A 22,055-nucleotide genomic window follows, 5' to 3' on the forward strand; every position below is an offset into this window, starting at 1 on the left:
GCCCATGACGATCCCGGAAACCGCACCCACCCCCATGGAAAAGGTGCTGACGGAACGCACACAAGCGGAACGCACGACGGCGGGAGGCACCCGGGTGCCGGCGTCACCGCCCGTCCCGGCCCGCCGCCGTCGTAAGTCCCGGCTGCCCGCACGCCGGGCACTGATCTACGGCGTCCTCACCGTCGCCGTCACTGCGACCCTCCTGCCCTTTGTCTGGATGCTGCTCGGCGCGTTCAAGACCCAAGGTGAGCTGCTCCGCCGGCCCATCACCTGGTGGCCTGAACAGCCCACGCTGGAAAACTTCGTGCTCTGGTTCACCGAACTGAACATCGGCACGTTCTACCTGAACAGCATTGTGGTGGCCGTATTCACGGTGCTCGGCAACCTGCTGTTCTGCTCGATGGTGGGCTATGCCCTGGCCAAGATGGATTTCCCCGGCAAGCGCTTCCTGTTCCTGCTGGTCATGGTCATGCTGATGGTCCCGGGCGTGGTGACGTTCGTGCCTCTGTTCGTCCTGATCAGCAAACTCGGAATGGTCAGCACCTACCCGGCCCTGATCCTGCCGTTCCTCGCCGCGCCAATGGGGGTGTTCCTCATGCGGCAGTTCATCGCCGGGATCCCGGATTCGCTCATTGAGGCGGCCCGGATCGACGGCGCCGGCGAGCTGCGGACCTTCCTGCGGATTGTGATGCCGCTGTGCGGGCCGCCCCTGGCCACGCTCGGCATTTTGACTTTCCTCGGGTCCTGGAACAACTTCCTGTGGCCGCTGGTGGTGGCACAGACCGAGGAAATGTATACCCTTCCCGTGGCCCTGTCCCTCTACTCCACGGGCCAGAACGCCACGGAATATGGCCTGCTCCTGGCCGGTTCCGTGCTGGTGATCACGCCGATCCTCCTGCTCTTCGTGGCCCTCCAGCGCTACTTCATCCAGGGCGTTGCGGCCACCGGCATCAAATAGCAGCTCCCCTGCCCCAACCTCCCCAAGAGAGCCCCATGACACAAACCCAGAATCACGCACGCCCCGGGACGTCCGTCGCCGACGGAAAAGCGTTCCGGGACCTCAACGGCAACGGGATCATGGATCCCTTCGAAAACCCGGACCTCAGTCCGCAGGAACGCGCTGCAGACCTGGTGGGCCGCCTCAGCCTCGAGGAAAAAGCCGGGCTGATGTTCCACACGGTCATCGAAACCGGCCCGGACGGATCCCTGCTCGAGCAACCGGGCAACATCAGCAAGTCGCCCACCAGCACGGTGATCCTCACCAAGTTCATGAACCACTTCAACGTGCATGCCCTCGGCCCCGCCCGGGAAGCCGCCCGCTGGAGCAACGCCCTGCAGGAGCTCGCCGCGCAGACCCCGCACGGCATACCCGTGACCATCTCCACGGACCCGCGGCATGCGTTCATCGAAAACTCCGGCGTCTCGTTCACGGCGGCCCACTTTTCCCAGTGGCCCGAGCCGATCGGCCTCGCCGCAGTGGGCAGCGCCGACCTGATCCGCAGCTTCGCCCGGATCGCGCGGCAGGAGTACACCGCCGTCGGGATCCGGGCGGCCCTGCACCCCACGGTTGACCTCGCCACAGAACCGCGCTGGTGCCGGCAGGCGGGAACCTTCGGGCAGGACTCGGAGCTCAGCTCGAAGTACGTGGTGGAGTACCTTCAGGGGTTCCAGGGCGACGAGCTGGGTCCGGACAGCGTTGCCTGCACCACCAAGCACTTCCCCGGCGGCGGTCCGCAGCGCGACGGCGAGGACGCGCACTTCCCGTACGGCCGCGAACAGGTCTACCCCGGCGGCCGCTTCGACGAACACCTGGCCCCGTTCCGGGCCGCGATCGCGGAAAAGACCAGCGCCATCATGCCCTATTACGGCATGCCCGTGGGCGTGGAACTCGACGGCGAACCCGTCGAGGAGGTCGGCTTCGGCTACAACCGGCAGGTCATCACCAACCTGCTCCGCGACAAGCTCGGCTACGACGGTGTGGTCCTCAGCGACTGGGAACTGGTCAACGACAACATCGTGGGCGACCAGGTCCTGCCGGCCCGGGCGTGGGGCGTTGAACAGCTCACCGCGCCCGAACGCATGCTGAAGATCCTCAACGCCGGCGTGGACCAGTTCGGCGGCGAGGAATGCACCGACCTGCTCATCGGCCTGGTCCGGGACGGGCTGGTCAGCGAGGAACGCCTCGACGAATCCGCGCGCCGGCTGCTCCTGGTGAAGTTCCAGCTGGGCCTGTTCGACAACCCGTTCGTGGATGAGGACGCCGCGGCCAGCATCGTGGGGAACGCCGAATTCCGGCGCGAAGGACACCGCGCCCAGTCCCGGTCTGTCACCGTGCTCACCAACGGAACGTCCGACGTCGGGCCCTGCCTTCCGCTTTCCGGCTCACCTGCCGTTTATCTCGAGGGCGTGGACCCGCTGAGCCTCGACGGTTTCGGCACTGCGGTGCCGGACCCTGAGCAGGCGGATGTTGCGATTATCCGGCTGCACTCGCCCTGGGACCACCGCAACGACCTCTTCCTTGAGGAACACTTCCATGCGGGGAGCCTGGATTTCCCGCCCGGGCTCGTGTCGCGGCTGCGCGCCCTGGCGGAGAAGGTTCCGCTGGTCATTGACGTGCGGCTGGACCGGCCGGCGATCCTCACGCCCCTAGCCGGCATCGCGTCCGCCGTGGTAGGCACGTTCGGTGTTTCGGACACGGCGCTCCTGGACGCGCTGTTCGGGCGCATTGGGCCCGAAGGACGCCTGCCGTTTGAGATCCCGCGGTCGATGGATGCCGTGCGGGCGTCCCGGCCGGACGTCCCCGGCGACACCGCCGATCCCCTTTTCCAGTACGGGCATGGCCTGCGCCTGCCGGAGCCGGCCTGATCGACTAGGACGCTCTCTCACTTAATGTGCCTTAAACCCAAACGCTCTCTCACTTTCGCTCCCAAACGGGAAGAAGGTGAGAGAGCGTCGGCCAAAAACCCACATTAAGTGAGAGAGCGTCCTGGTACGTGGGTGAGGTTAGGCGTCCGTGCGGAACACCTGGATCACGGACGGGCGGGGTGCCCGCACCTGGCCGGGAGCCGGCGTCGTGCCTTCCGTGACGTAGTCCGGGAAGAAGGAAACCTGCTTCTCGAACGTGCCGTCCTCGCCCGGGTGCTGCACGGCGACGAACACGGTGCGCTCCTCATCGTGGATGATGGGGCCGCAGGTCTCGGCATCGCGCGGAACAGCCAGGAACTGCTCCACCTTGCCGCGCTCCGCGCCTTCCAAGGTGACCTTGAAGAGCCCGTCCGCGCGGCCGATGCCGGAGGGGGCGCCGTCGGTGGAGATCCAGAGGTTGCCCACGGAGTCGAACGCGAGGTTGTCCGGGCAGGAGATGGGCGAGACCTGGTCCGCCGGGAATCCGGAGAAGTAGGTGACGTCGCCCTGCTTGGGATCGCCGCACACCATGAGCAGGTTCCAGGTGAAGGTGGTGGAGGTCTGGTCGCCGGTCTCGGTGATTTCGACGATGTGGCCATCGCGGTTCTGGTTGCGCGGGTTGACCTCGGTGGCGCCCTCGTTCGTGCCGGTGCCGCGGTTGGAGTTGTTGGTACACGCCACGTAGACCTTGCCGGTGTGGAGGCTGGGCTGCACGTCTTCGGCGCGGTCCATTTTGGTGGGGCCAACCTTGTCGGCAGCAAGGCGGGTGTACACCAGGACCTCTTCGACGGTCATGCCCGCAACAGAAGACTTGCCGTCCACCACCAGGGGCAGCCACTGGCCGATGCCGTCGAACGCTCCGTCGGCGGGGACGGCCCCGGTGCCGGTGATTTCAGCGGCCGGTGAGTTGCCCGTGAACTTGGCGACGTACAGGTTGCCGGCGGACAGGAGGGTCATGTTGTGCTTGCGGTCGCCCTCGACGTACTTGTCCTTCGAAACGAACTTGTACAGGTAGTCGAAGCGCTCGTCGTCGCCGGAGTAGGCCACTACGTGACCGGACTCGGCAATGATGACGTTGGCGCCCTCGTGCTTAAAGCGGCCCAGCGAGGAGTGCTTCTTCGGGGTGGAGGTGGGATCGAAGGGGTCGACTTCCACGATCCAGCCGAAGCGGTTGGCCTCGTTCTCGTAGCCGGGCTTGCGGGTGTCCCAGCGGTCCTCGTCCAGTTCCCACTTGCGGGCGGTTGGCTTGCTGGTGATGCCGTAGCGCTTGTCTCCGGCGGAAGTACCGTTGCCGACGAAGTAGCCCTGGAAGTTTTCCTCACCGGAGAGGATGGTGCCCCAAGGGGTGGTTCCGCCGGCGCAGTTGCCCAGGGTGCCCTTGATGAAGCGGCCGTCCTTGTCCTCGACGGTCTTGACCAAAGCAGATCCTGCAGCGGGGCCGGTCAGTTCGTAGACCGTGCTGTTCAGGTAGCGGCGGTTCAGTTCCGCGCCCTTGACGTAGGTCCACGGCTGGTTCTTGTTGTGGCGCTCCAGCTCCACAACGGACAGCCCGTGTGCGGCTGCTCCCACTTTGCGCTGCTGCTCGGCCGGCATGGCGGGAGGGAACATGATGGCGTCGTTGGTGTACTCGTGGTTGGAGAACAGAACGGCGCGGCGGCCCTTGCTGCCCGGAATCTCAAGGATGTCCGTGTAGTCGTTGTTGTAGCCGAACTGCTTTTCCTGGGCTGCAACCGTCTGGTTGTTCAGGTCCAGCTCCGGCGCGTCGTTGAAGATGGGGTCGCCCCAGCGGATGACCGGCTTCCAGGTGAAGCCTTCCGGCACGGTGACAGCGTCCACCATTGCATCAATCGAGGGAATGGCGGTGAACTGCAGCTTGGACTTGCCGAAGCCTTCCTTCGCGGCCTTGGAGAGGCCGGCGGCATGTGCGGAGTCCGGTGAGGTGACGGCGCTGCCGAGGACGACGGCGAGCGCACCGGCGGCGCCGAAGCCCAGGGCGGCGCGGCGGGACATGGTGGCGGAGGCGATGTCGCGGAAGTAGCTGTTGGAGCTGGTGTTGCAGACGTCGCCTGCGCAGGCGTTGTCGCACTTCAGGGCGCAGGTGACGGCACTGCGCTTGCCCTTGGTGTGGCCGAGCATCGGCAGCAGGGTGAACTTGCGGGCAGTTTCAGACATGGTTGCCTTCCAAAAAAATCGATGCGGTGCCCTCACCCTTTCAGCCGGTTCCTACGGGCAGCCGTCAGCGAGGTGAACCGGAGGTAAACCCGCCGGTAACCCCCGATGACCTGCGCATATGAGAGAGCGTCAGCCCAAAAGGCGCGTTAAGTGAGAGAGCGTCAGCCCAAAAGGCGCGTTAAGTGAGAGAGCGTCAGCCCAAAAGGCGCGTTAAGTGAGAGAGCGTCGGGGTGGGCTAGTGGGCGGCCAGGAGGGCGTGGACGCGGCGCAGGCGCGCCAGCCACCAGCCGCGGCGTTCCGCGGAAGCCGCAAACTGCTCCAGCAGCCCGGCGTCGGCGGCGACGTCGCGGAGGCGGATGGCGCCGTCGTCGGCCACTAACGGATCCAGCGTGATATCCGAGGTGAACAGCGACACCGTCCCCAGCCCACACGCATACGGCAGCTCGGGCAGAGCAGCCGCCAGAGCCAGCCCGGCGCGGATGCCCACGGAGGTGTCCAGCGCCGAACTGACGACGGCGGGAAGCCCGGCCTGCGCCACGATGTCCAGCGCGCGCCGCACTCCCCCGAGCGGCGCGACCTTAACAACCAGCAGATCCGCCGCGCCCGCCCGCGCCACACGAAGGGGATCGGATTCCTTGCGCACGCTTTCGTCGGCCGCGATCAGCACCGGCGTCCCGGCGGCCCGCAGCTGCCGCCGCACCTCGGCGAGCCCCTCGATGGTGGGCACCGGCTGCTCGGCGTATTCAAGTCCGACGGCGGCGAGCCGGGTGAGTGCCGAGACCGCGGTGGGCACGTCCCAACCGCCGTTGGCGTCGACGCGGATGGCGGCGTCCGGCAGGGCGGCACGGACGGCGGCGACCCGGGCGGCGTCGTCGTCGAGCGTCTGCCCGCGCTCGGCCACCTTGACCTTGACGGCGTCCACCCGGCCGAAGCGGGCCAGGACCTCCGGCACACGGTCCGCGGAGACGGCGGGAACGGTGGCGTTGACGGGGATCACCGATCGGACGGGCGACGGGAAGCCGTGCCAGCCGGCCTCGATGGTGGCGGCGAGCCAGCGGGAGGCCTCGGCGTCGGCGTATTCGGGGAACGGGCAGAACTCGCCCCAGCCGTGCGGGCCGCGCAGCAGCAGTGTTTCGCGTTCCATGATGCCGCGGAACTTCACCCGCATGGGCAGGCTGACTACATGGGCAGTGGCGAGCAGTTCGTCCAGGGAGGGGAAGGCTGCGGGCGGCAGATCGGCGTCGGCGGGCATGCCCTTCACTGTACCGGCGGCCCTAGATCCACTTGTTGTGCTTAAACGTCCAGTAGAGCCCCAGCCCCATGGCAACCATCAGGCCAAGGGCAAATGGATAGCCGAAGACCCAGTTAAGCTCGGGCATGGCGGTGAAATTCATACCGTAAATGGTCCCTACCAGCGTGGGCGCAAACAGGATGGCCGCCCACGCCGAAATGCGTTTCACCTGCTCGCTCTGGGCGAAGCTGGATTCGGTGAGCTTGCGCATTTCGTCGTTCTGCCGCTGCGCCACCAGGGCCGCGTTGACGGCGAGGGCGTTCTGCAGCAGCGCGCGGAAGGATGCCACCCTCTCATTGAGCCGGATCACGTGGTCCAGCACGTCACGGAAGTGGTCCTGCAGCTCGGGACCCGGTTGGTGCTCCGGTGATCCGGCCGCGAGGGCCTGGAGGATGCCCACCAACGGGCTGGTGGCACGCTGGAAGGTGATGACCTGGCGCGAGAGTTCGTAGATCCGGCGCGACACGTCCGGATCGGCACCGAAGAGGTCGTCCTCGATCTCGTCCACATCGTTCTCCAGCCCCGCGGCCACGGGTTCGTACTCGTCCACCACCTGGTCCAGGATCCCGTACAGCACGGCCTCCGGGCCCAAGGCGAGGAACTCCGGCGTGGATTCCATCCGCTGGCGCACCCTTGCCAGGTTCGGAGATTCGGCGTGGCGGACGGTGATCACATAATCGGCGCCGACAAAAACGTGGATCTCGCCGAAGTCCACTTTCTCCACGTCGTCGAGGTAGCGGGCGGGGCGGAGCACCAGGAAGACGCATTCGCCGTAGTGCTCCAGCTTGGCCCGCTGGTGTCCGGCCAGGGCGTCCTCCACGGCAAGGGGGCTCAGGTCGAATTCCTCGGCCACCGACCTGATTTCATTGGCGTCCGGGCGGTACAGTCCGATCCACGCCATTCCTTCGCGCTGCCTCAGGACGAAGTACGTCTCGTCCAGGCCGTCGGGGTCCGCCGTCCTGACCCCGTCCACGTACACCGCGTTATCGATGATGGTCATGGCCGGGCCTCCTTGTCGGAACGTCGCTGGACCCAGCGTTCCTTTCGCGCTCCCAATCGTCCAGGAGTGCGGGCATCCTGGCGGCGAGGAAGCGGTAGAAGCGGCCCATCTCCGTCACTCGGGACCGGGCGGCGGATCCAACCGGCAGCGCCTCGGCGGTTGTATCCGTCAGGGCGGCGAGGCTTTGGTAGGTGGGGCTCTTCCGCATCGAGACGATGTACCACTCATCGTCGTAGAGGGCGTACAGGTCGCGGCGGCTGCCGGGCTGGGAGACCCGGTGGACGAAGCCCACGGTCTGCAGGTACCGGACGGCGCCGGACACTGCGGCGGCGCTCACCCCCAGTTTCTCCGCAAGCTCGGCTGCTGTGAGGCTCCCGTCCTCGGAGGAGACCAGGGCCATCAGGGCCCGGGCAGGCATCTTAGGGAAGCCCGCCGAGGCGAAGCCTGCTGCGGCCTTTTCCGCCGCGGCGTTGACCGCAGCCGCGTCCGCCGTCATGCTGTACCCGTTTCCCGCTGCCGCATAACAACGACGGCCACGGCGCCGGTGAGCACTGCGATGGCGAGCATCCACCACGCACCGCTCCAGTCCGTCGTCGTGCCGTTGGGCACCGGGGTGTGGGAAAACGGAGACATGTTGCGGATGTCCTGGTTCAGGCCCACCATGCCGCCGAAGATGCCCAGCACCACTCCGGCGGCCAGGAGCGCCCAGCCCAGACCGATGGTGGCTCGTGGCCAGAGGACGAACACCAGCGCAGGCACAGCAAGATAGATCAGTGCCGCGGGAAGCTGGGCCGCGGCGGTCTCCCATACGGCCCACACATCCATGGACGTGTCGCTCGAGCTGGCCAGGGATGCCCAGGCGCCCAGCCCCGCGAGGAACATGACCAGCACCACCGAGGCCGTGCCCAGCGCCAGGTAGCCGGTGAGCCAGCGGATCCGGCTTACCGGGGCGGCGAGCAGCAGTTCGGCGGTGCCGGCGGCCTCCTCCTGGCGCAGGCGGAGGACAGCCTGGAGTCCGCAGGCGGCGGCCAGCACTCCGACGATCGAAAACAGGACCGAGATCATGATCTGGGTCAGCGACGCCCCTTGGGACTGGATGATTGCGCGAAGCACCGCGGTGGCACTGCTGTCGGCCAGGTCCACGGCGGCGATCGCGCTGCCGAGCGAGCCGGCCAGGAGTCCTCCCGCGAGTCCGCCCAGGCTCCAGCCGATGATCGAGCCGGTCTGCAGCCGCAGGGCGAGTGCAAAGGGGCTGTTCAGTCCCGGGCGGGCGGCAACCCGGCCGGGCAGGGCTCCCCAGACGCTTGCGCCGCTGTCCCGCCGTTCCAGGAGGACCCAGGCGGCTCCGAGGCTTACGGCGGCGAGCGCCAGCGGCAGGAGCAGCGGCCACCAGCGGTCGCCGGTGAAGGCGAATGTCTGCTGGCCCCAGCCGATCGGTGAGAACCAGCTGGCCGGGCCCGCAGTCATGACCGTCCCGCCGGCGTCGGGCGTGCCCGTGGCATCCCCGATGCCCCGCAGGACGTACGCCAGGACTACCAGCGCGGCGGAGGACCCGTTGGCGCCGCGGGATGTTCCCATCAGCTGGGCCATGAGGAGGCCCACGCCCAGGAAGGCCAGCCCGACGGCGCCCGTGGCGGCTCCCGCGACCAGGGCACCGCCCGGATCAAGCCCCGCTGCCGTGAAGCCGGCGAACACCGCGAGTGCCACCAGGACGTTGGCTGCGGTGCCGTGCAGCAGGGTGGCCGCCGCGGGGGTCAGGCGGCCGGCCGGGGTGGATGCGATCAGCTCGGCACTACCGCTTTCCTCCTCGGCCCGTGAGTGGCGTACGGCCAGGAAGGTGCTCATCATGCCGGCCAGGAGGGCCAGGAAGGAGAAGATCTGGAAGAACGTGAAGGCGCCGATACTCGCCCCGCGGGCCAGGCCGCGGAGCATCAGGATGGCGGGGGTGGCGATGGCCACCTGCAGGATCTCGGCGCGGCTGGAATCCTCGCCGTAGGTCTGCTGGATGGCGGTTGCGGAGAAGAGTGCCAGGGCACCGATGCCCAGCACCCAGATGGCGAGCTGCCAGCGGTCCCGCCGCAGCCGCTGGCCCCACAGGATCCGGAGCGCGGCCACCTCAGCCACGACCCCTCGCACCGAGCAGGTGCCGACGCCGGGCGGTCGCCGCCCCGGGCTCTCCCACGGCTGCCTCGGCGGCCACGGACGTGTCACCGTAATGGCGCAGGAACAGCTCCTCGAGCGATGGCGGCGTGATGATCAGTCCCTGCACGCCCAGGGAGCCCAGCACGGGGAGCACCTCGGCGATCCGGCCCGAGTCGGCACCAAACCTGACCCTGCCGCCGTCGGCCGTCAATCCATGCACGGCGCTGAGCTCCCCCAGGGCACGGGTGTCCACGCCGTCCGCCGCGAAGGAGACCTCCGTGCGGGTGAGGTGGCGCAGGGAGTCCAGGGTGCCGCCGTCGACGATCCTGCCTGCACGGATGATGCTCACCCGCTGGCACAGCACTTCAACCTCGGAGAGGATGTGGCTGGAGAGCAGCACGGTGGCCCCGCGTTCGACGGCGGCAAGCGTCTCCCGGCGGAAGACCGCCTCCATGAGCGGGTCAAGTCCGCTCGTGGGCTCGTCGAAGAGGTACAGCTCGGCGTCCGTGGCCAGGGCGGCGATCAGCGCGACCTTCTGCCGGTTGCCCTTCGAATACGCACGGCCCTTCTTGCCGGGATCGAAGTCGAAGGCCTCGCAAAGACGTGCCTTGCGCTGGGCGTAGGGCGTGCCCTCCGCAGCGCGGCCGGAGGTGCCGCCGCGCAGGCGCGAGAGCAGGTCGATGGTCTCGCCGCCAGACAGGTTGGGCCAAAGCCGCACGTCGCCGGGAACGTAGGCCAGGCCCCGGTGCAGCTGAACGGACTGCGTCCACGGGTCAAGCCCCAAAACGCTGGCCGTGCCGGACGTGGCTTTGGCCAGGCCCAGCAGGATGCGGAGGGTGGTGGACTTCCCGGCGCCGTTGGGTCCGAGGAATCCATGGATTTCGCCGCGCTGGACTTCTAGGTTGAGCCCGTCAAGTGCCCGGACCCTGCCGAAATGCTTGTGCAATTCAACGGTCTGGATGATGGTGTCCATAGGCGGAACATTACTCAATTTCATAAATTTGTGAAGACTGCAAATCAGCTGGAGTTCCGTGTGTCATCCAGGAAGGTGGGAATGGTCGTGGCTGCTGGAGCAAGCTGACTGGATTCCGCTGGGGGCTGCCGATGAAAGCCAGCCCGCGCCGGAGGACAGCGTCGAGGCCTGGGGCCGCGACCCCGCCAACCCCTTGGGCGTACGGATTGCGGAAGGGGTATCGCGGCCGGCTTGGCATGTATCTCCCGCCGCTCCTGGAAGCCCTGGGCCTGGCCGAACTCACGCACGGGAAGCGGAACAACACAGTACGGGCCCTGCCGAAACGCTGACCTCTCGCTCCCGAACCCCGGGGCCATCTTTTACGGCCTCACCCGGAGTGCAGGTACTTCTGCAGCAGATAACTGGTCTGCCGGGCGCAGCGCTTGATCTGGGTGAGGTGGTCCGCTGCCAACCGGGGCAGGACCCGGGCTGGTTCAGAGTCTAAGGTCTCGTGTCGAAGGGACCGTTCCAGGTCCATAGCAAGCTCGGCGAGGCGCTCCGCGCCTACCATCTGGCTGGCGGTCTTGAGGCTGAGGACAGCGTCCAGGGCGCCGGCCAGGTCCCCGGTGGTCAGGGTCAGTCGCAGCTTTTCAGTCCTCTGGGGCAAATAGTCGATGAAGTTCCGCACGAACACTATCCAAACTCCCTCGTCGTCATCGAGCTCGGTGCGCAGCCTATCCAGCACGGCCTGGTCCAGGAGGGGAAGGGCATTGCCCTCGTCCGGCGCCATTGCTGTCCTTCCTGCCCCCAGAAGCGGTGTACCGATGGACGTCTCGCAGGTCCCCCATACGACGCTATGCGGCCGGGGATGCCGAAAGCATCAGTAGTAGGTACTCGACTTTTCAAGTCATCGGCACTGCGTGGCAGATGAGCTATCCGTCTCTTCCAATGCATATCCATATGGGTATACAATCGCGGTATGGCACGGGCAGCAACAACGGCAGATACGTTCAATGCGGTGGCTGAGCCCCGCCGTCGGGAAATCCTGGACGCCCTCGCTCAAGGCGAGCGCCCGGTCAACGAGCTGGTGACCCTTTTGGGCCTGGCGCAGCCGCATGTGTCACGGCACCTGAGGGTGCTGCGCGAGGTGGGCGCCGTCGTCGTGCGTGACGAAGGCCGGCAGCGGCTCTACCGACTCAATCCGCAAGCCCTCAAGCCCATCCACGACTGGGTGGCCAGCTACCAGCACCTCTGGGAGGAGCGCTTCGATCTTCTCGAGGACGTGCTGGAGGATCTCAAAGAAGAGCACTGAAAGGAGCAGGACAATGGCACAGGCAAGCAGCACCATGGATGTGACGTTCCCCAGCGACACAGAAATCCTGATCACGCGGACCCTCAACGCACCCCCGCACCTCGTTTACAGGGCCTGGACCACTCCGGAACTCGTCAAGAAATGGTGGCCGGGCCGGCGCGGTGAGATGACCGTGGCGGCCATGGACTTCCGCGTCGGCGGCGCGTGGCGGTACGTCATGGTGGCGCACGGCGAATTCGAGGTGGCCTTCCACGGCACGTACCGCGAGATTGTGCCCAACGAGCGGATCGTCCACACGGAGGTCATGGAGATGCCGGGCACCGCGCCGGACAGCGAGGAGGGTGGCGTGCTTAATACGGTCACCTTTGACGGGGCCGACGGCGGCGCCACCACCGTGCGGATCCGCACCGATGCGGGGAGCAAGGAAGTCCGGGACATGATTGCGCAGTCCGGCATGGAAGGCGGCGTTCGCGAGCAGTTCGAGATCATCGAGGAGCTGGCGGCGTCCCTCACCTGAGCGCATCGCCTTAGGCAACGCGGGGTCACTTCGGGCCGGATAAACGACGGTTATTGGGCCGGAAGTGACCCCGCGTTTACACTTCACGGTGTGACAACCCCAAGCCGCCTCGCCACCCGATCCGCCACGGTCCCCCTGTACGCGGCCGGCTTCGTTACCGCGTTCGGCGCCCACAGCATCGCTGCCGGAATGGGCGCGCAGAGCGGGAACATCGGCCTGACGCTGCTCAACTTGGGCATCCTGCTGGCCCTCTATGACGTGTCCGAGGTCTTCCTCAAGCCGGTCTTCGGCGCCCTGAGCGACCGGATCGGAACCAAGCCCGTGATCGTCGGCGGCCTCCTGGCCTTCGCGATGCTGTCGCTGATCGGCCTCTGGGCGGCGGATCCGCTGATGCTTGGACTCGCGCGGCTGGGGCAGGGCGCAGCGGCTTCGGCGTTCTCGCCGGCGTCGTCCGCGATGGTTGCGCGGCTGGCCGGAGGCAAGAAGGCCGGGACCTACTTCGGCCGGTACGGTTCCTGGAAGAGCCTGGGGTACGTCATCGGTCCGCTGCTGGGGGCGGGCCTGATCCTGGCGGGCGGGTTTGCCCTGCTGTTCGGCGCCCTCTCGGTGCTGGCGGCGGCCACTGCCGTGTGGGTGCTGGTGTCCGTTCCGCACCTGGCGCCGCTCCCCCGGCAGCGATACACCGTGCTCGATCTCGCCCGCCAGGTCACTGAGCGGCGTTTCCTGGTGCCGACGCTGGTGCTGGCGGCCTCGACCGGGGCGCTCGGCGCGGCGATCGGATTCGTTCCCGCCCTGGCCACCCGGCACGGCCTTGGCCCGGTTGCGGGAACGGCAGCGGTCAGCGTCCTGGCCCTCGCGTCGGTTCTCGTCCAGCCCTGGATCGGCAGGCTGCGGGACGCGCACCGCATCAGCGATAACAAAGGGACGACGGCGGGACTCCTCCTTACCGCCGCGGGCGTCGCACTCATCGCCCTCACGCCGGGCCCGGTCACGCTGTTCATTGCCGCGGCAGCCATTGGCGCGGGCGTCGGCCTGGCCACGCCGCTCGGCTTCGCGCATTTGGCCGACACCACGCCGCCGGAGCGGATGGGCCGGACCATGGGTTCGGCGGAACTCGGGCGGGAACTCGGCGACGCCGGCGGGCCGCTTCTGGTGGGCGGCATCGCCACCCTCACCGCCCTGCCCTTTGGCCTCGGAGCCCTGGCACTGCTGGTCGCGGCGGCCAGCCTGCCGCGCCTGCCTGAAGCGCACCTCACAAGCGTTGCATTGCGCAGGTAGGGGAAAGCGCCGCCGCGCCAGGGTCCGGGCGCACCTCACACGCGTTAGGTAGACTGCAGGAAATACCGCACGCGGGAGGAAACCCAGCATGAACCGCAAAGCCACAGCACTCGACGTCGCCAAGCTCGCCGGGGTGTCCCGCAGCGCGGTGTCGCTGGTCCTGAACGGGCGCGGCGACGGGAATGTGGCCAAGGAGAGCCAGGTCCGGATCCGTGAAGCGGCGGCCACGCTGAACTACACGCCCAACGCCATTGCCGTGAGCCTCCGGAACCGCCGGTCGCGGATCATCGGGATCGTCTCGGACCAGGTGGTCACCAGCCCGTTCGACGGCAATATCATCGCCGGCGCGGACGCCGTGGCCAGGTCCCAGGGTTTTGTCACCGTGGTGATGGATACGGAGCTGGACGAGACCCGTGACGAAAGTGCGGTGGCCACGCTGCTGGACCGCCAGGTGGACGGGCTGATGTATGTCACCGTGGGCCTGCGCCCCCTGCACGTCCCGCTCAACATGCTGCGCGTGCCGTCGGTGCTGGCCAACTGCTTCGATGACCGTCCCGAGGCAGGCGTTCCCGCCGTCATTCCGGATGAGGTCCGCGGCGGCCGGGAGGCGGCAATGCACCTCCTGGGGCTTGGCCACCGGGACATCGCGTTCCTTGCCGGTGACGGCGTCACACCCGCCGCGCCGCGCCGGATCCAGGGCCACCGGGATGCCTTTGAGGCCGCCGGGTTGCCGGTGCGGCCGGGCCGGATCCTCGAGGCTGGCTGGGACATCGATGCCGGGTTCCACGGTGCCATGAAGCTCCTGGACGGCGTGGCTGCGCCGGACCGTCCCACCGCTATCGTGTGCGCGAACGACCGCCTGGCCATCGGCGTGGTGCTCGCGGCCAACCGGCTGGGCCTGGCCATCCCGCAGGACCTCTCCATCATGGGATACGACGACGAATTCCGGATCGCCTCCACCATGGTCCCGGCGCTCACCACCATGGCACTGCCGCTGCGGGAGATGGGCGCCGCTGCCATGACCGGGCTCCTCCGGAAACTGTCGGAGGAACCGGAGGACAACGACGACGACGGCGGCGCCCCCGCCGGACACGGCCGCCCCGGCCACACCCTGGTCCCGTGCCGGCTTGTCGTACGCGAGTCAACCGGCCCGGTCCCCGCCGGCCGGACCTGACACCGGCCTATCAGAGCTACTGAGGCTGCTCCAGCTGCCAGACGTCCGCAGCCGCACCCTCGGGAACCCCCAGCACCCACCGCTCGCCGGGCACCGGATAGGCGCGCAGCGTGGTGGCCACCGAACCGCTCCGGTACACCTCCACCAGCGACGCGTCCACAAACACGCGCAGCTCCTCCCCCGCAGCCAGTGTCCCGCTGAACACCACCTGCCCGGCGCCGGTTGAACCATCGGCCAGCAGGGAAAGTTCGACGACGGCGTCCGCGGCCAGCGCGCTCGGCCCACCGGAGCGTGCGGTCACCACAGCCTCGGCATACGCCGGCAGCTCAACGCTCCCGGCAGCCTGCGCAGCCAGCTGCGCGCCACGGTAGGCAGCCACCTCCGGCGCCGGTGCCACGGCCAGGGAACCGTCCACCACGGACAGCAGGCGCGGGTGCGTGAGCACACCGGCCCAGCCCGCGGCGTCGATCTCGGCCTGGTTGCGGCCCCGGCGGCCGTCCCGTCCCGGCCCTTCATTGGCCCAGCCCCACAGCAGCGCCTTGGGCTCCGCGAGAGCAGCAAGAGCAGAGGAAGAAACAGGAGTGCCAGGAGCACCGGCGCCGGCACCGTCCTGCAGCTGCATGATCTGCGGCGCGTAGAAGTCCCGGCCCAGGTCGGACTTTCCGCCTGTCTCCGGGGAGAATACCGGCAGCCCGGTGGCGGGGTCCTCGGCCAGGGAGCCGATGAGGTGGCCTACCCCGTTGGCGTGTTCGTGGTCATCGCCGGAGAGCCACAGCGAAAACATCATGACCCACGCGTCACCGGAAGAAGTGTCGTCCCCGGACGGGGATTCAACGGAGGAAACGGCCGGCACCCGCACCAGCTGCGGGCACTCCCAGATCTCGGCCGGCGTGAAGGTACCGGCCACAGGGTTTTCCGACGTGAGCCAGATGCCCTGGTACTTCCAGTCAGCCAGGTCCTCAACCGTGTAGAGCAGGAGCGCCGCGTGGCCCGAGGCCAGCCCGGCACCCTGCATGGCGTAGCGCTTGCCGTTGAAGCGGAAAATGAAGGGGTCGCGGACCGCCGTGACCATGGGATCGGCCGGCATGGACGCCGCGACGTGCCCATCCTGGGTCCAGGAAACAAGGTCCGCCGAACCGCGTGAGATGACCACCTGGGAGTGGCCGCCGTCGCCGCGGACACCGGAGTACGCGGCGGTGGGGACGCCGCCGTCGTCCGTCACCACACCGGTCCAGCAGCCGTACTCGTCCGGCCCGCCATCCTGCGGGCGCAGCGCCACGGGGTGTTCCTCCCAGCGGACCAGGTCCGCGGAGCTGAGGTGGCCCCACGCGATCCTGTGGTGGCGGGCGGACTCGGGGTTGTACTGGAAAAAGACGTGGTAGCGGCCGTTGAGGTGGCTGATCCCGTTGGGGTCGTTGATCCAGCCCTGCGCGGGGCGGGGGTGGAAGTGCGGGAACGCGGCGTCGGGGTGCGCGGCGGCGAGGCGGGCGAAGTCGGCGGCGGCGAGGTCCGGGGATGACATGGAGGTAAGCCTCTCAGAAATAGGGGTTTATTTGCCGCTGCCGGCGGTGAGGCCGTCCTGCAGCGCACGCTGGCCGAAGATGAAGACCACCAGGGCCGGGATCATGGACAGGACCACGCCGGCCAGCACCACTGAGATGCTGCCGGTGCCCAGGTTGCCCTGCAGGGAGACGAGGCCCAGCGGCAGGGTGAAGTTCTGTTCCGAGATGGTCATGATGAGCGGCCGGAAAAACTCGTTCCAGTGGAAATTGAAGGCGAGGATGCCCACGATCGCCATCCCCGGAACAGCCAGAGGTGCGTAGACCGAACGGAAGGTCCGCCAGGGTGAGGCGCCGTCGATCGACGCCGCCTCCGCGAGGTCGGTGGGCAGCCCCATGAAGTACTGCCGCATCAGGAAGGTGCCGAACGCCGTCGGGATGGCCGGCAGGATCAGCGCCAGCAGGGTGTCCGAAAGGCCCATGCCGCGGATCAGCATAAACACGGGCACGATGGTCACCTGCACCGGCACCATCATGGTTGCCAGCACGACGGAGAACAGGGCCCCGCGGCCGCGGAACTTCAGGTTGGCAAAGGCGTAGCCGGCCATCGCGGCGGTGACCATCTGTCCGGCGGCGATGAGCCCGGTGACCAGGGCGCTGTTCAGCACCAGGAGGACGATGTCCAGCTGCCGGAAGACCTGCGCGTAGGACGTGAAGTCCGGATTCCAGGGGAAGAACGACGGCGGCAGCTTGAACGATTCCGCCGGCGACCGCAGCGAGGTGGACAGGGTCCACATCACCGGGCCCAGGGTCAGGACGGCCGCGATCATCAACAGGACAATGCGGAGGACCAGGTTCCAGTTCGGCTTCCGCCGGGACCGGGCAGGCACCGCAGGGGTGCGGGTGGAGACACGCTCTGTAGTGGTAGTCATGGCTGGCCTTACTGGTAGAAGACGAATCGTTTGCTGAGCCGGAACTGCGCGGCGGTGATGGCCATGATGATCAGGGTCAGGATCACGCCGATGGCCGAGGCCTCACCGAATTCCAGCCGCTGGAACGCGGATTCGAAGATCACCATCACGGCGGTGCGGGTGGAGTCCCCGGGCCCGCCGCGGGTCAGGACGTACGGCTGGTCGAACACCTGGAGCGCGCTGATGATGGCCATCACGGACGCCAGCAGGGTGGTGGGGCTAAGCAGCGGCAGGGTGACGTAGATGTGTTTGCGCCAGCCGGTGGCGCCGTCCAGCGAGGCGGCCTCATAGGTTTCCACGGGGATCGACGCCAGCCCGCCGATGAACAGCAGGAAGGAGAACCCGAAGTTCTGCCAGACATAAACCAGGATGACGACGGCGGCGGACCCTCCGGGGGTGGTCAGCCACGGCACAGCGGGGATGCCGGCGAGGGACAGGAACCAGTTGACCACGCCGAACTGCTCGTTGAAGAGGTACCGCATAAAGATGGACACCGAGGCGGCGGACAGGATCAGCGGGAAGAAGAACGCCGAGCGGAAGAAGGTCCGCAGCCAGGCCGGCATCTTCTCCTGCACCATCACGGCAAGCGCCAGGGCCAGGCCGAGCTGGAGGGCAACCGCCACCACTACAAACGCGATGGTGTTCAGGAAGGACACCCGGACCGTGGGGTCCTGGACCACCTCGGCGAAGTTGTCGAAGCCCACGAACGTCGGGGCGGAGATGATGTCCCAGCGGAAGAACGCCAGGACCACCGACGCCGCGATGGGCACCAGGGTGAACAGGCCCATGCCCAGGATGGTGGGGGCAAGGAAGATCCAGGCGAGCCAGCGCTGGCTGTGCCGGCCGGACGCGGTGTGCGCGGTGGCGGTCGTGGCGGGTTTGGGGGCCTTGGCGGCCTGCTTCGGCCGGTTCCGGCGAGGGGTGGTGGTGCTCATGACTGCCTCCTCAGGGCCAGCTCAAGATCGCGCTGCATGGACTCGAGGGCCTGCTTGAGCTGGCGCTCATCGCCGCTGACGGCCAGCGAAACGTTCTTCATCAGGGCCGTTTCGACGGCGGCCTGCTGGGGCGGCGCCGGGATGGGGCCGGTGGTGGGGTACTTGTCCAGCGTGTCGTAGAAGACCTTCCAGTGCGCCGGGCCTTTCCCTGCGTACAGGGCCTCGTTGACCATGGAGCGGCGGGCCGGGGTGGTGCCCGGGTTGGGGAAAATCAGCTCCATGGCCTCGCGGCTGGCACTGAACTTGATCCATTCCCAGGCGGCGTCCTTGTCCTTGGCGGTTTTCATGATGGCGTAGCCGGCCGTGCCGAACTGGTGCCGTTGGCTCCGCCACTTGGGGAAGAATGCGACGTCGTAGTCGTTCTCCTTCATGCCGGCCTCGTGCAGGCCCTGGACCCAGTAGCCGCCGGCCGGGGTGGTGCCGATCCGGTTGGAGGCGAAGAGCCCCACCAGCGAACTGCCGCCACCTTCTTCCGGGCGCACGCCGAGGCCGTCCTTGACCAGGCCGCGCAGGTAGTCGAACGTCTCGAACACGCGCGGGTCATCGGCGTTGGGTTCCAGCCACTGGTAACCGCCGGAGCGAAGGTTGCGGGAGGGATCGTTGGCGTAGAAGGAGTCCCAGAGCCAGTCCCCGCCGGTGGACCGGGTCTCCTTCAGGAAGCTGGTGTCGTTGGCGTAGAGCCAGGGCACCACGCCGCCGAAGAGCCGGTTGGTCCAGTAGTACGGGGTGAAGTCCGACGGCCGGACCTTGCGCATCGCCCCGAGGCTGTTGCGGAAGTCCACGTGGGTCCAGTCGTCCGCCGGGCGTTCCAGCCCTGCCTGCGCGAAGGCGGTGGTGTTGTAGTACATGTTGGCGGCGTTCCAGTCCATGGGGAGCTGGAAGAGGCTGCCCTTGTACATAAAGGCCTCCACCAGGCTGGGGTGGACGTCGTCGAAGAACTCGGCCATGTCCGCGGCGTCGCGGCGCAGGTATTCGTCCAGCGGGTGGGCCAGCTTGTCCGCGAAGAGCTGCGCGCCCTCGGTGGCAACGTAGACCACGTCCGGCGGGGTGCCGGCGGCCACCATGGTGAGGATCTTGGTGAAGAAGTCTTTCCAGTCCACGGCCTGGATGGCCTGGACCTTGACCCGGATGTCCGGGTGGAGGCGGGTGAACGCGTCGATGGCGCGCTGGCGCGCGGCGGCATCGGCGGCGGTCCCCATGATGGCAATGCTGAGGCTGTTGTCGCCCCGCCCGGGAATATCGGTTCCGGAGAGCCGGGGCCACGATGCCACCGTTGCTCCCACAATTCCTGCTCCCAGGGCACCCAGGGCGGTCCGGCGTGTGATTTCACGCAGACGGCCAGTTTCGGCACCGGTCATATCAATTTCCTTCCTAACACGTGTGAGGTAGCTTATGGCGCCGACCTAACACGTGTCAAGTGTCACATTCGGCGGGCTTGGCACCTCGCCCGGGCCACGAGGCAACCGTGCGAGTCCTCCCACTTTTCTGTGACACCCTTAACCGATGACCATTCCTCGCCAGGCACCGCCGCGGACACCGGCCCGCCCCTCCCCGGGCTCCGGCTTTATGTTCGCGTTCGCCTGGCTCGCCTGCATTGTGGGTCTGATCGCCACGTACTACTACTTCGTCCAGACCACCACGGGCCAGTTCATCGATGAATCCGCGCTGGTTGAAGCCGTGGACATCCACGGGCCCGCGGGCAAGGCAGCCACCGGGTTCCTCGACTGGCTGCCCACCATCTCGCTGGTGGTGGCCGCCGTCGTGGTCCTGTTTGTCACGGTGATCCGACGGCGGTGGTCGGCCGCCGGGATCGCAGTCACCGCGTGCATCGGCGCGAATATCGCCACACAGGTCCTGAAGGAAGTGCTGCCCGCGCGCCCGGACAAGGGTGTGATGACGCTGGAGCTGAACTCGCTGCCGTCCGGTCACACCACGCTGGCCGCGTCGGCTGCGGCGGCGGTGTTCCTGATGGCCTCGCCGCGGTGGCGTCCGCTTGCCGGTTTTGTGGGCGGCACGTTCGCCATCGCCTCTGGGGTTTCCACCCTGATCAACCAGTGGCACCGCCCGGCCGACGTCGTCGCAGCCTTCCTCCTCGTGGGCGCGTTTATGATCCCCGCCGGCTGGCTGATCATCCGGAACGGGGCCGCGTGGAACGTGTGGGACGGCTTCGACAGGCACGTGGGCTCGGCAAAGATCTGGCTCACTCTGCCGGCGGTGATCGGGCTGGCTTCCGCGGGGGTGGCCGTGTATTCGCTGGCCAAGATCGCCCCGGGGCCGCTCCAGGATGACAGCACCACCAACTACTTCATGGCCGGGATCTCGCTCATCGTGATCGCCGGGTACCTGGCCACCGTAGCCACCACGTCGCTGTTCGCATATGCCGCACGACGGCGGGACGCACCTAGGCGCTGACCGCGCCGCTGTCCGGGCCCGGCCCGGCCCGGCCACCGATCGTCAAACCCGCCGCGTAATCCACCCTTGGGAGCGTCGATGCACTCAGGGACTCCGACAGTGCCGGTTCAGCACAGGTATAGCCGCTCATAACGACCATGCCCAGCGCCGCCGAACTACAGTGCAAGGGTGGCAGACAACCAGCACGCCTTGAGTTTCAGCCGTGATGGGGGAATTTCTGCTCGTACGGCGACGGGCCGAGTGGGTGCCTACGAACAGACTTGTCAGCGGTTTTGGCGGGGTGGAGCTGTTGTCGAACGCATGGTCAGTTGCGTGGAGACGGTGATCTCGCGTTCGGGGAGGGGCTTTCCCTCGAGGAGTGTGAGTACCATTTGTGCCGCGAGCTCGCCTTGGCTGCGTACCGGCTGCCTGACGGTGGTGAGGTCCATGAGTGAAGCGATGGGGTGATCGTCGATACCGACGATCGAAATGTCCTCCGGAATCCGGAGGCCCGCGCGCCTGATGCTTCGCATGGCGCCCACTGCTACTTCGTCGGAGTGGGCATATACCGCTGTTGGTGGTGTCTTTAAACTGAGCAGGGCGTCCATCGCTTCCGCCCCTTGCTCGCCACCCCAGGGCGCGGAAACGACGAGTTCAGGCTCAATGGGAAGTTTCGACTCGCGCAGCGCATCCCTGTATGCCGATGATCGACCGGATGGTTCTGTGGGCTGGTCGAGGTCGACTGCTTCGATCATCCCTATCCGCTGATGGCCGAGGAAGAGGAGATGGTCCATGGCTTGTCGGCCAGCACGGTAGTCGTCGATGCACACGTTGGGATAGACCGCGTGCTGCCCGCCGGCTGCGACGATGTGCACGTTGAGGAGTTCAAGGCGTGCCCGTTCGGCTTTTTCGACTGGGAATCCGACAACAATTACTGCGTCGACTTTCCGGCGGGCCGGGAGCTTGTCAAAAAATGATCTTCGGTCCTCGAGGCTGCCGACGAAGTAGAGCAGGACATCTATCCCAGCCTCACGCAACACTGCCTCGATGCCCTCAACGATCTCACCGAAGAACCAGCGTGAAAAGTGAGGTGCGACAACGGCAACCCTGCCCAGGTTTCCCTTGGCTAGCCGGACAGCTTCCGGGGATACCACGTAGGCGTACTGGGCGGCGATATCCAGTACCCGTTGACGTGTCTGAGTGGATACGCCCTTGTCGTTGTTTAGGGCTCGAGAGGCTGTCGCAGATCCGACGCCGGCAAGCCGGGCGATATCGGCAAGCGTCATCTGCGGTCGTGGGGAGTTCATGCTTACAAACTACTAGATGGAAGCCCTTCCGTCCCTAGTTTTCACAACCCGCTGGGCGAAAGTTCCCAGTTGGCAGGCCTGCAGCGGCTCTTGCGCCTGTTGCTTGCGTCACAGTAAAAGGTCTGCCATCATTGTATTCGGAAGCGCTTC

At 67.1% G+C, this 22,055-nt stretch carries 19 protein-coding genes and 1 pseudogene; 8 read left to right on the forward strand and 12 right to left on the reverse strand.

Going from position 1 to position 22,055, the window contains the following annotated elements; genetic code table 11:
* The first annotated feature begins 4 nt into the window (after positions 1-4).
* Together ASG77_RS10445 and ASG77_RS10450 are read left to right on the forward strand one after the other, a co-directional pair.
* Positions 5-958: a carbohydrate ABC transporter permease gene (locus ASG77_RS10445; RefSeq protein ID WP_235564439.1), complete on the forward strand. Its 954-nt coding sequence runs from the start codon at positions 5-7 to the stop codon at positions 956-958.
* A 35-nt stretch (positions 959-993) separates the two neighbouring features.
* Positions 994-2,865, forward strand: coding sequence for a glycoside hydrolase family 3 protein (locus ASG77_RS10450; RefSeq protein WP_056344814.1), 1,872 nt, complete (start codon positions 994-996; stop codon positions 2,863-2,865).
* A 138-nt stretch (positions 2,866-3,003) separates the two neighbouring features.
* On the opposite strand, the gene ASG77_RS10455 is transcribed toward ASG77_RS10450, so the two are convergent.
* The 6 genes from ASG77_RS10455 to ASG77_RS10480 all read right to left on the reverse strand — a co-directional run bounded on the left by ASG77_RS10455 (position 3,004) and on the right by ASG77_RS10480 (position 10,482).
* Positions 3,004-5,076 carry a PhoX family protein gene (locus tag ASG77_RS10455; RefSeq protein WP_056344818.1) on the reverse strand — a complete coding sequence of 691 codons (2,073 nt, stop codon included), beginning with the start codon at positions 5,074-5,076 and terminating at the stop codon, positions 3,004-3,006.
* 235 nt (positions 5,077-5,311) lie between these two features.
* The gene (locus ASG77_RS10460; RefSeq protein WP_056344820.1) at positions 5,312-6,328 is read right to left on the reverse strand and encodes an o-succinylbenzoate synthase; all 1,017 of its coding nucleotides are present in this window, start codon (positions 6,326-6,328) and stop codon (positions 5,312-5,314) included.
* A gap of 22 nt (positions 6,329-6,350) precedes the next feature.
* A complete protein-coding gene (locus ASG77_RS10465) occupies positions 6,351-7,367 on the reverse strand; it encodes a magnesium and cobalt transport protein CorA (protein ID WP_056344823.1) in 1,017 nt (338 codons plus the stop codon).
* Positions 7,351-7,863, reverse strand: coding sequence for a GbsR/MarR family transcriptional regulator (locus tag ASG77_RS10470; RefSeq protein ID WP_056344827.1), 513 nt, complete (start codon positions 7,861-7,863; stop codon positions 7,351-7,353). The genes ASG77_RS10465 and ASG77_RS10470 overlap by 17 nt, the downstream gene beginning before the upstream one ends.
* Complete coding sequence (locus ASG77_RS10475; protein WP_235564442.1) at positions 7,860-9,491, reverse strand: ABC transporter permease; 1,632 nt, start codon at positions 9,489-9,491, stop codon at positions 7,860-7,862. The genes ASG77_RS10470 and ASG77_RS10475 overlap by 4 nt, the downstream gene beginning before the upstream one ends.
* Entirely contained in the window at positions 9,484-10,482 is a 999-nt protein-coding gene (locus ASG77_RS10480; RefSeq protein WP_056344833.1) for an ABC transporter ATP-binding protein, read from the reverse strand. The genes ASG77_RS10475 and ASG77_RS10480 overlap by 8 nt, the downstream gene beginning before the upstream one ends.
* Before the next feature lie 58 nt (positions 10,483-10,540).
* Between ASG77_RS10480 and ASG77_RS22525 the strand changes: the two are divergent.
* Positions 10,541-10,811 (forward strand): annotated as a pseudogene (locus ASG77_RS22525) (DUF6855 family protein).
* A gap of 38 nt (positions 10,812-10,849) precedes the next feature.
* Here the strand turns inward: ASG77_RS22525 and ASG77_RS10490 are convergent.
* On the reverse strand, positions 10,850-11,251 hold the full coding sequence (locus ASG77_RS10490; RefSeq protein WP_056344835.1) for an Hpt domain-containing protein: 402 nt from the start codon (positions 11,249-11,251) through the stop codon (positions 10,850-10,852).
* Positions 11,252-11,440: 189 nt separating this feature from the next.
* Between ASG77_RS10490 and ASG77_RS10495 the strand changes: the two genes are divergently transcribed.
* The 4 genes from ASG77_RS10495 to ASG77_RS10510 all read left to right on the forward strand — a co-directional run bounded on the left by ASG77_RS10495 (position 11,441) and on the right by ASG77_RS10510 (position 14,742).
* Entirely contained in the window at positions 11,441-11,773 is a 333-nt protein-coding gene (locus ASG77_RS10495; protein ID WP_056344838.1) for an ArsR/SmtB family transcription factor, read from the forward strand.
* Positions 11,774-11,786: 13 nt separating this feature from the next.
* Complete coding sequence (locus tag ASG77_RS10500) at positions 11,787-12,290, forward strand: SRPBCC family protein (protein WP_056344841.1); 504 nt, start codon at positions 11,787-11,789, stop codon at positions 12,288-12,290.
* Positions 12,291-12,380: 90 nt separating this feature from the next.
* Entirely contained in the window at positions 12,381-13,568 is a 1,188-nt protein-coding gene (locus ASG77_RS10505) for an MFS transporter (RefSeq protein ID WP_056344844.1), read from the forward strand.
* Between the two features lie 88 nt (positions 13,569-13,656).
* Positions 13,657-14,742, forward strand: coding sequence for a LacI family DNA-binding transcriptional regulator (locus ASG77_RS10510; RefSeq protein WP_056344847.1), 1,086 nt, complete (start codon positions 13,657-13,659; stop codon positions 14,740-14,742).
* 16 nt (positions 14,743-14,758) lie between these two features.
* Here ASG77_RS10510 and ASG77_RS10515 read toward each other — a convergent pair whose 3' ends face one another.
* The 4 genes from ASG77_RS10515 to ASG77_RS10530 are packed head-to-tail and all read right to left on the reverse strand — an operon-like array spanning position 14,759 to position 19,565.
* Entirely contained in the window at positions 14,759-16,264 is a 1,506-nt protein-coding gene (locus ASG77_RS10515; protein ID WP_056344851.1) for a glycoside hydrolase family 32 protein, read from the reverse strand.
* Positions 16,265-16,291: 27 nt separating this feature from the next.
* On the reverse strand, positions 16,292-17,173 hold the full coding sequence (locus tag ASG77_RS10520) for a carbohydrate ABC transporter permease (protein WP_056344854.1): 882 nt from the start codon (positions 17,171-17,173) through the stop codon (positions 16,292-16,294).
* Positions 17,174-17,181: 8 nt separating this feature from the next.
* Positions 17,182-18,147 (reverse strand): carbohydrate ABC transporter permease, encoded by a 966-nt coding sequence (locus ASG77_RS10525; RefSeq protein WP_056344857.1) that lies wholly within the window; start codon positions 18,145-18,147, stop codon positions 17,182-17,184.
* Positions 18,144-19,565 (reverse strand): extracellular solute-binding protein, encoded by a 1,422-nt coding sequence (locus ASG77_RS10530; RefSeq protein ID WP_056344860.1) that lies wholly within the window; start codon positions 19,563-19,565, stop codon positions 18,144-18,146. Before ASG77_RS10530 ends, ASG77_RS10525 begins: the two co-directional genes overlap by 4 nt.
* Before the next feature lie 145 nt (positions 19,566-19,710).
* Here ASG77_RS10530 and ASG77_RS10535 point away from each other — a divergent pair, with 145 nt between their 5' ends.
* Positions 19,711-20,619, forward strand: coding sequence for a phosphatase PAP2 family protein (locus ASG77_RS10535; protein ID WP_056344863.1), 909 nt, complete (start codon positions 19,711-19,713; stop codon positions 20,617-20,619).
* A 263-nt stretch (positions 20,620-20,882) separates the two neighbouring features.
* Here ASG77_RS10535 and ASG77_RS10540 read toward each other — a convergent pair whose 3' ends face one another.
* Positions 20,883-21,905 carry a LacI family DNA-binding transcriptional regulator gene (locus ASG77_RS10540; RefSeq protein ID WP_056344865.1) on the reverse strand — a complete coding sequence of 341 codons (1,023 nt, stop codon included), beginning with the start codon at positions 21,903-21,905 and terminating at the stop codon, positions 20,883-20,885.
* Positions 21,906-22,055 lie beyond the last annotated feature (150 nt).

It is taken from the genome of Arthrobacter sp. Soil762, from assembly GCF_001428335.1.
In the GTDB taxonomy this organism is placed as follows: domain Bacteria; phylum Actinomycetota; class Actinomycetes; order Actinomycetales; family Micrococcaceae; genus Arthrobacter.

Excerpts from the sequence above, each read along its gene's own strand:
- ASG77_RS10445 (WP_235564439.1), top strand. The coding sequence starts at position 5 with ATGACGATCCCGGAAACCGCACCCACCCCCATGGAAAAGGTGCTGACG.
- ASG77_RS10450 (WP_056344814.1), top strand. The coding sequence starts at position 994 with ATGACACAAACCCAGAATCACGCACGCCCCGGGACGTCCGTCGCCGAC.
- ASG77_RS10455 (WP_056344818.1), bottom strand. The coding sequence starts at position 5,076 with ATGTCTGAAACTGCCCGCAAGTTCACCCTGCTGCCGATGCTCGGCCAC.
- ASG77_RS10460 (WP_056344820.1), bottom strand. The coding sequence starts at position 6,328 with ATGCCCGCCGACGCCGATCTGCCGCCCGCAGCCTTCCCCTCCCTGGAC.
- ASG77_RS10465 (WP_056344823.1), bottom strand. The coding sequence starts at position 7,367 with ATGACCATCATCGATAACGCGGTGTACGTGGACGGGGTCAGGACGGCG.
- ASG77_RS10470 (WP_056344827.1), bottom strand. The coding sequence starts at position 7,863 with ATGACGGCGGACGCGGCTGCGGTCAACGCCGCGGCGGAAAAGGCCGCA.
- ASG77_RS10480 (WP_056344833.1), bottom strand. The coding sequence starts at position 10,482 with ATGGACACCATCATCCAGACCGTTGAATTGCACAAGCATTTCGGCAGG.
- ASG77_RS10490 (WP_056344835.1), bottom strand. The coding sequence starts at position 11,251 with ATGGCGCCGGACGAGGGCAATGCCCTTCCCCTCCTGGACCAGGCCGTG.
- ASG77_RS10495 (WP_056344838.1), top strand. The coding sequence starts at position 11,441 with ATGGCACGGGCAGCAACAACGGCAGATACGTTCAATGCGGTGGCTGAG.
- ASG77_RS10500 (WP_056344841.1), top strand. The coding sequence starts at position 11,787 with ATGGCACAGGCAAGCAGCACCATGGATGTGACGTTCCCCAGCGACACA.
- ASG77_RS10510 (WP_056344847.1), top strand. The coding sequence starts at position 13,657 with ATGAACCGCAAAGCCACAGCACTCGACGTCGCCAAGCTCGCCGGGGTG.
- ASG77_RS10515 (WP_056344851.1), bottom strand. The coding sequence starts at position 16,264 with ATGTCATCCCCGGACCTCGCCGCCGCCGACTTCGCCCGCCTCGCCGCC.
- ASG77_RS10520 (WP_056344854.1), bottom strand. The coding sequence starts at position 17,173 with ATGACTACCACTACAGAGCGTGTCTCCACCCGCACCCCTGCGGTGCCT.
- ASG77_RS10525 (WP_056344857.1), bottom strand. The coding sequence starts at position 18,147 with ATGAGCACCACCACCCCTCGCCGGAACCGGCCGAAGCAGGCCGCCAAG.
- ASG77_RS10530 (WP_056344860.1), bottom strand. The coding sequence starts at position 19,565 with ATGACCGGTGCCGAAACTGGCCGTCTGCGTGAAATCACACGCCGGACC.
- ASG77_RS10535 (WP_056344863.1), top strand. The coding sequence starts at position 19,711 with ATGACCATTCCTCGCCAGGCACCGCCGCGGACACCGGCCCGCCCCTCC.
- ASG77_RS10540 (WP_056344865.1), bottom strand. The coding sequence starts at position 21,905 with ATGAACTCCCCACGACCGCAGATGACGCTTGCCGATATCGCCCGGCTT.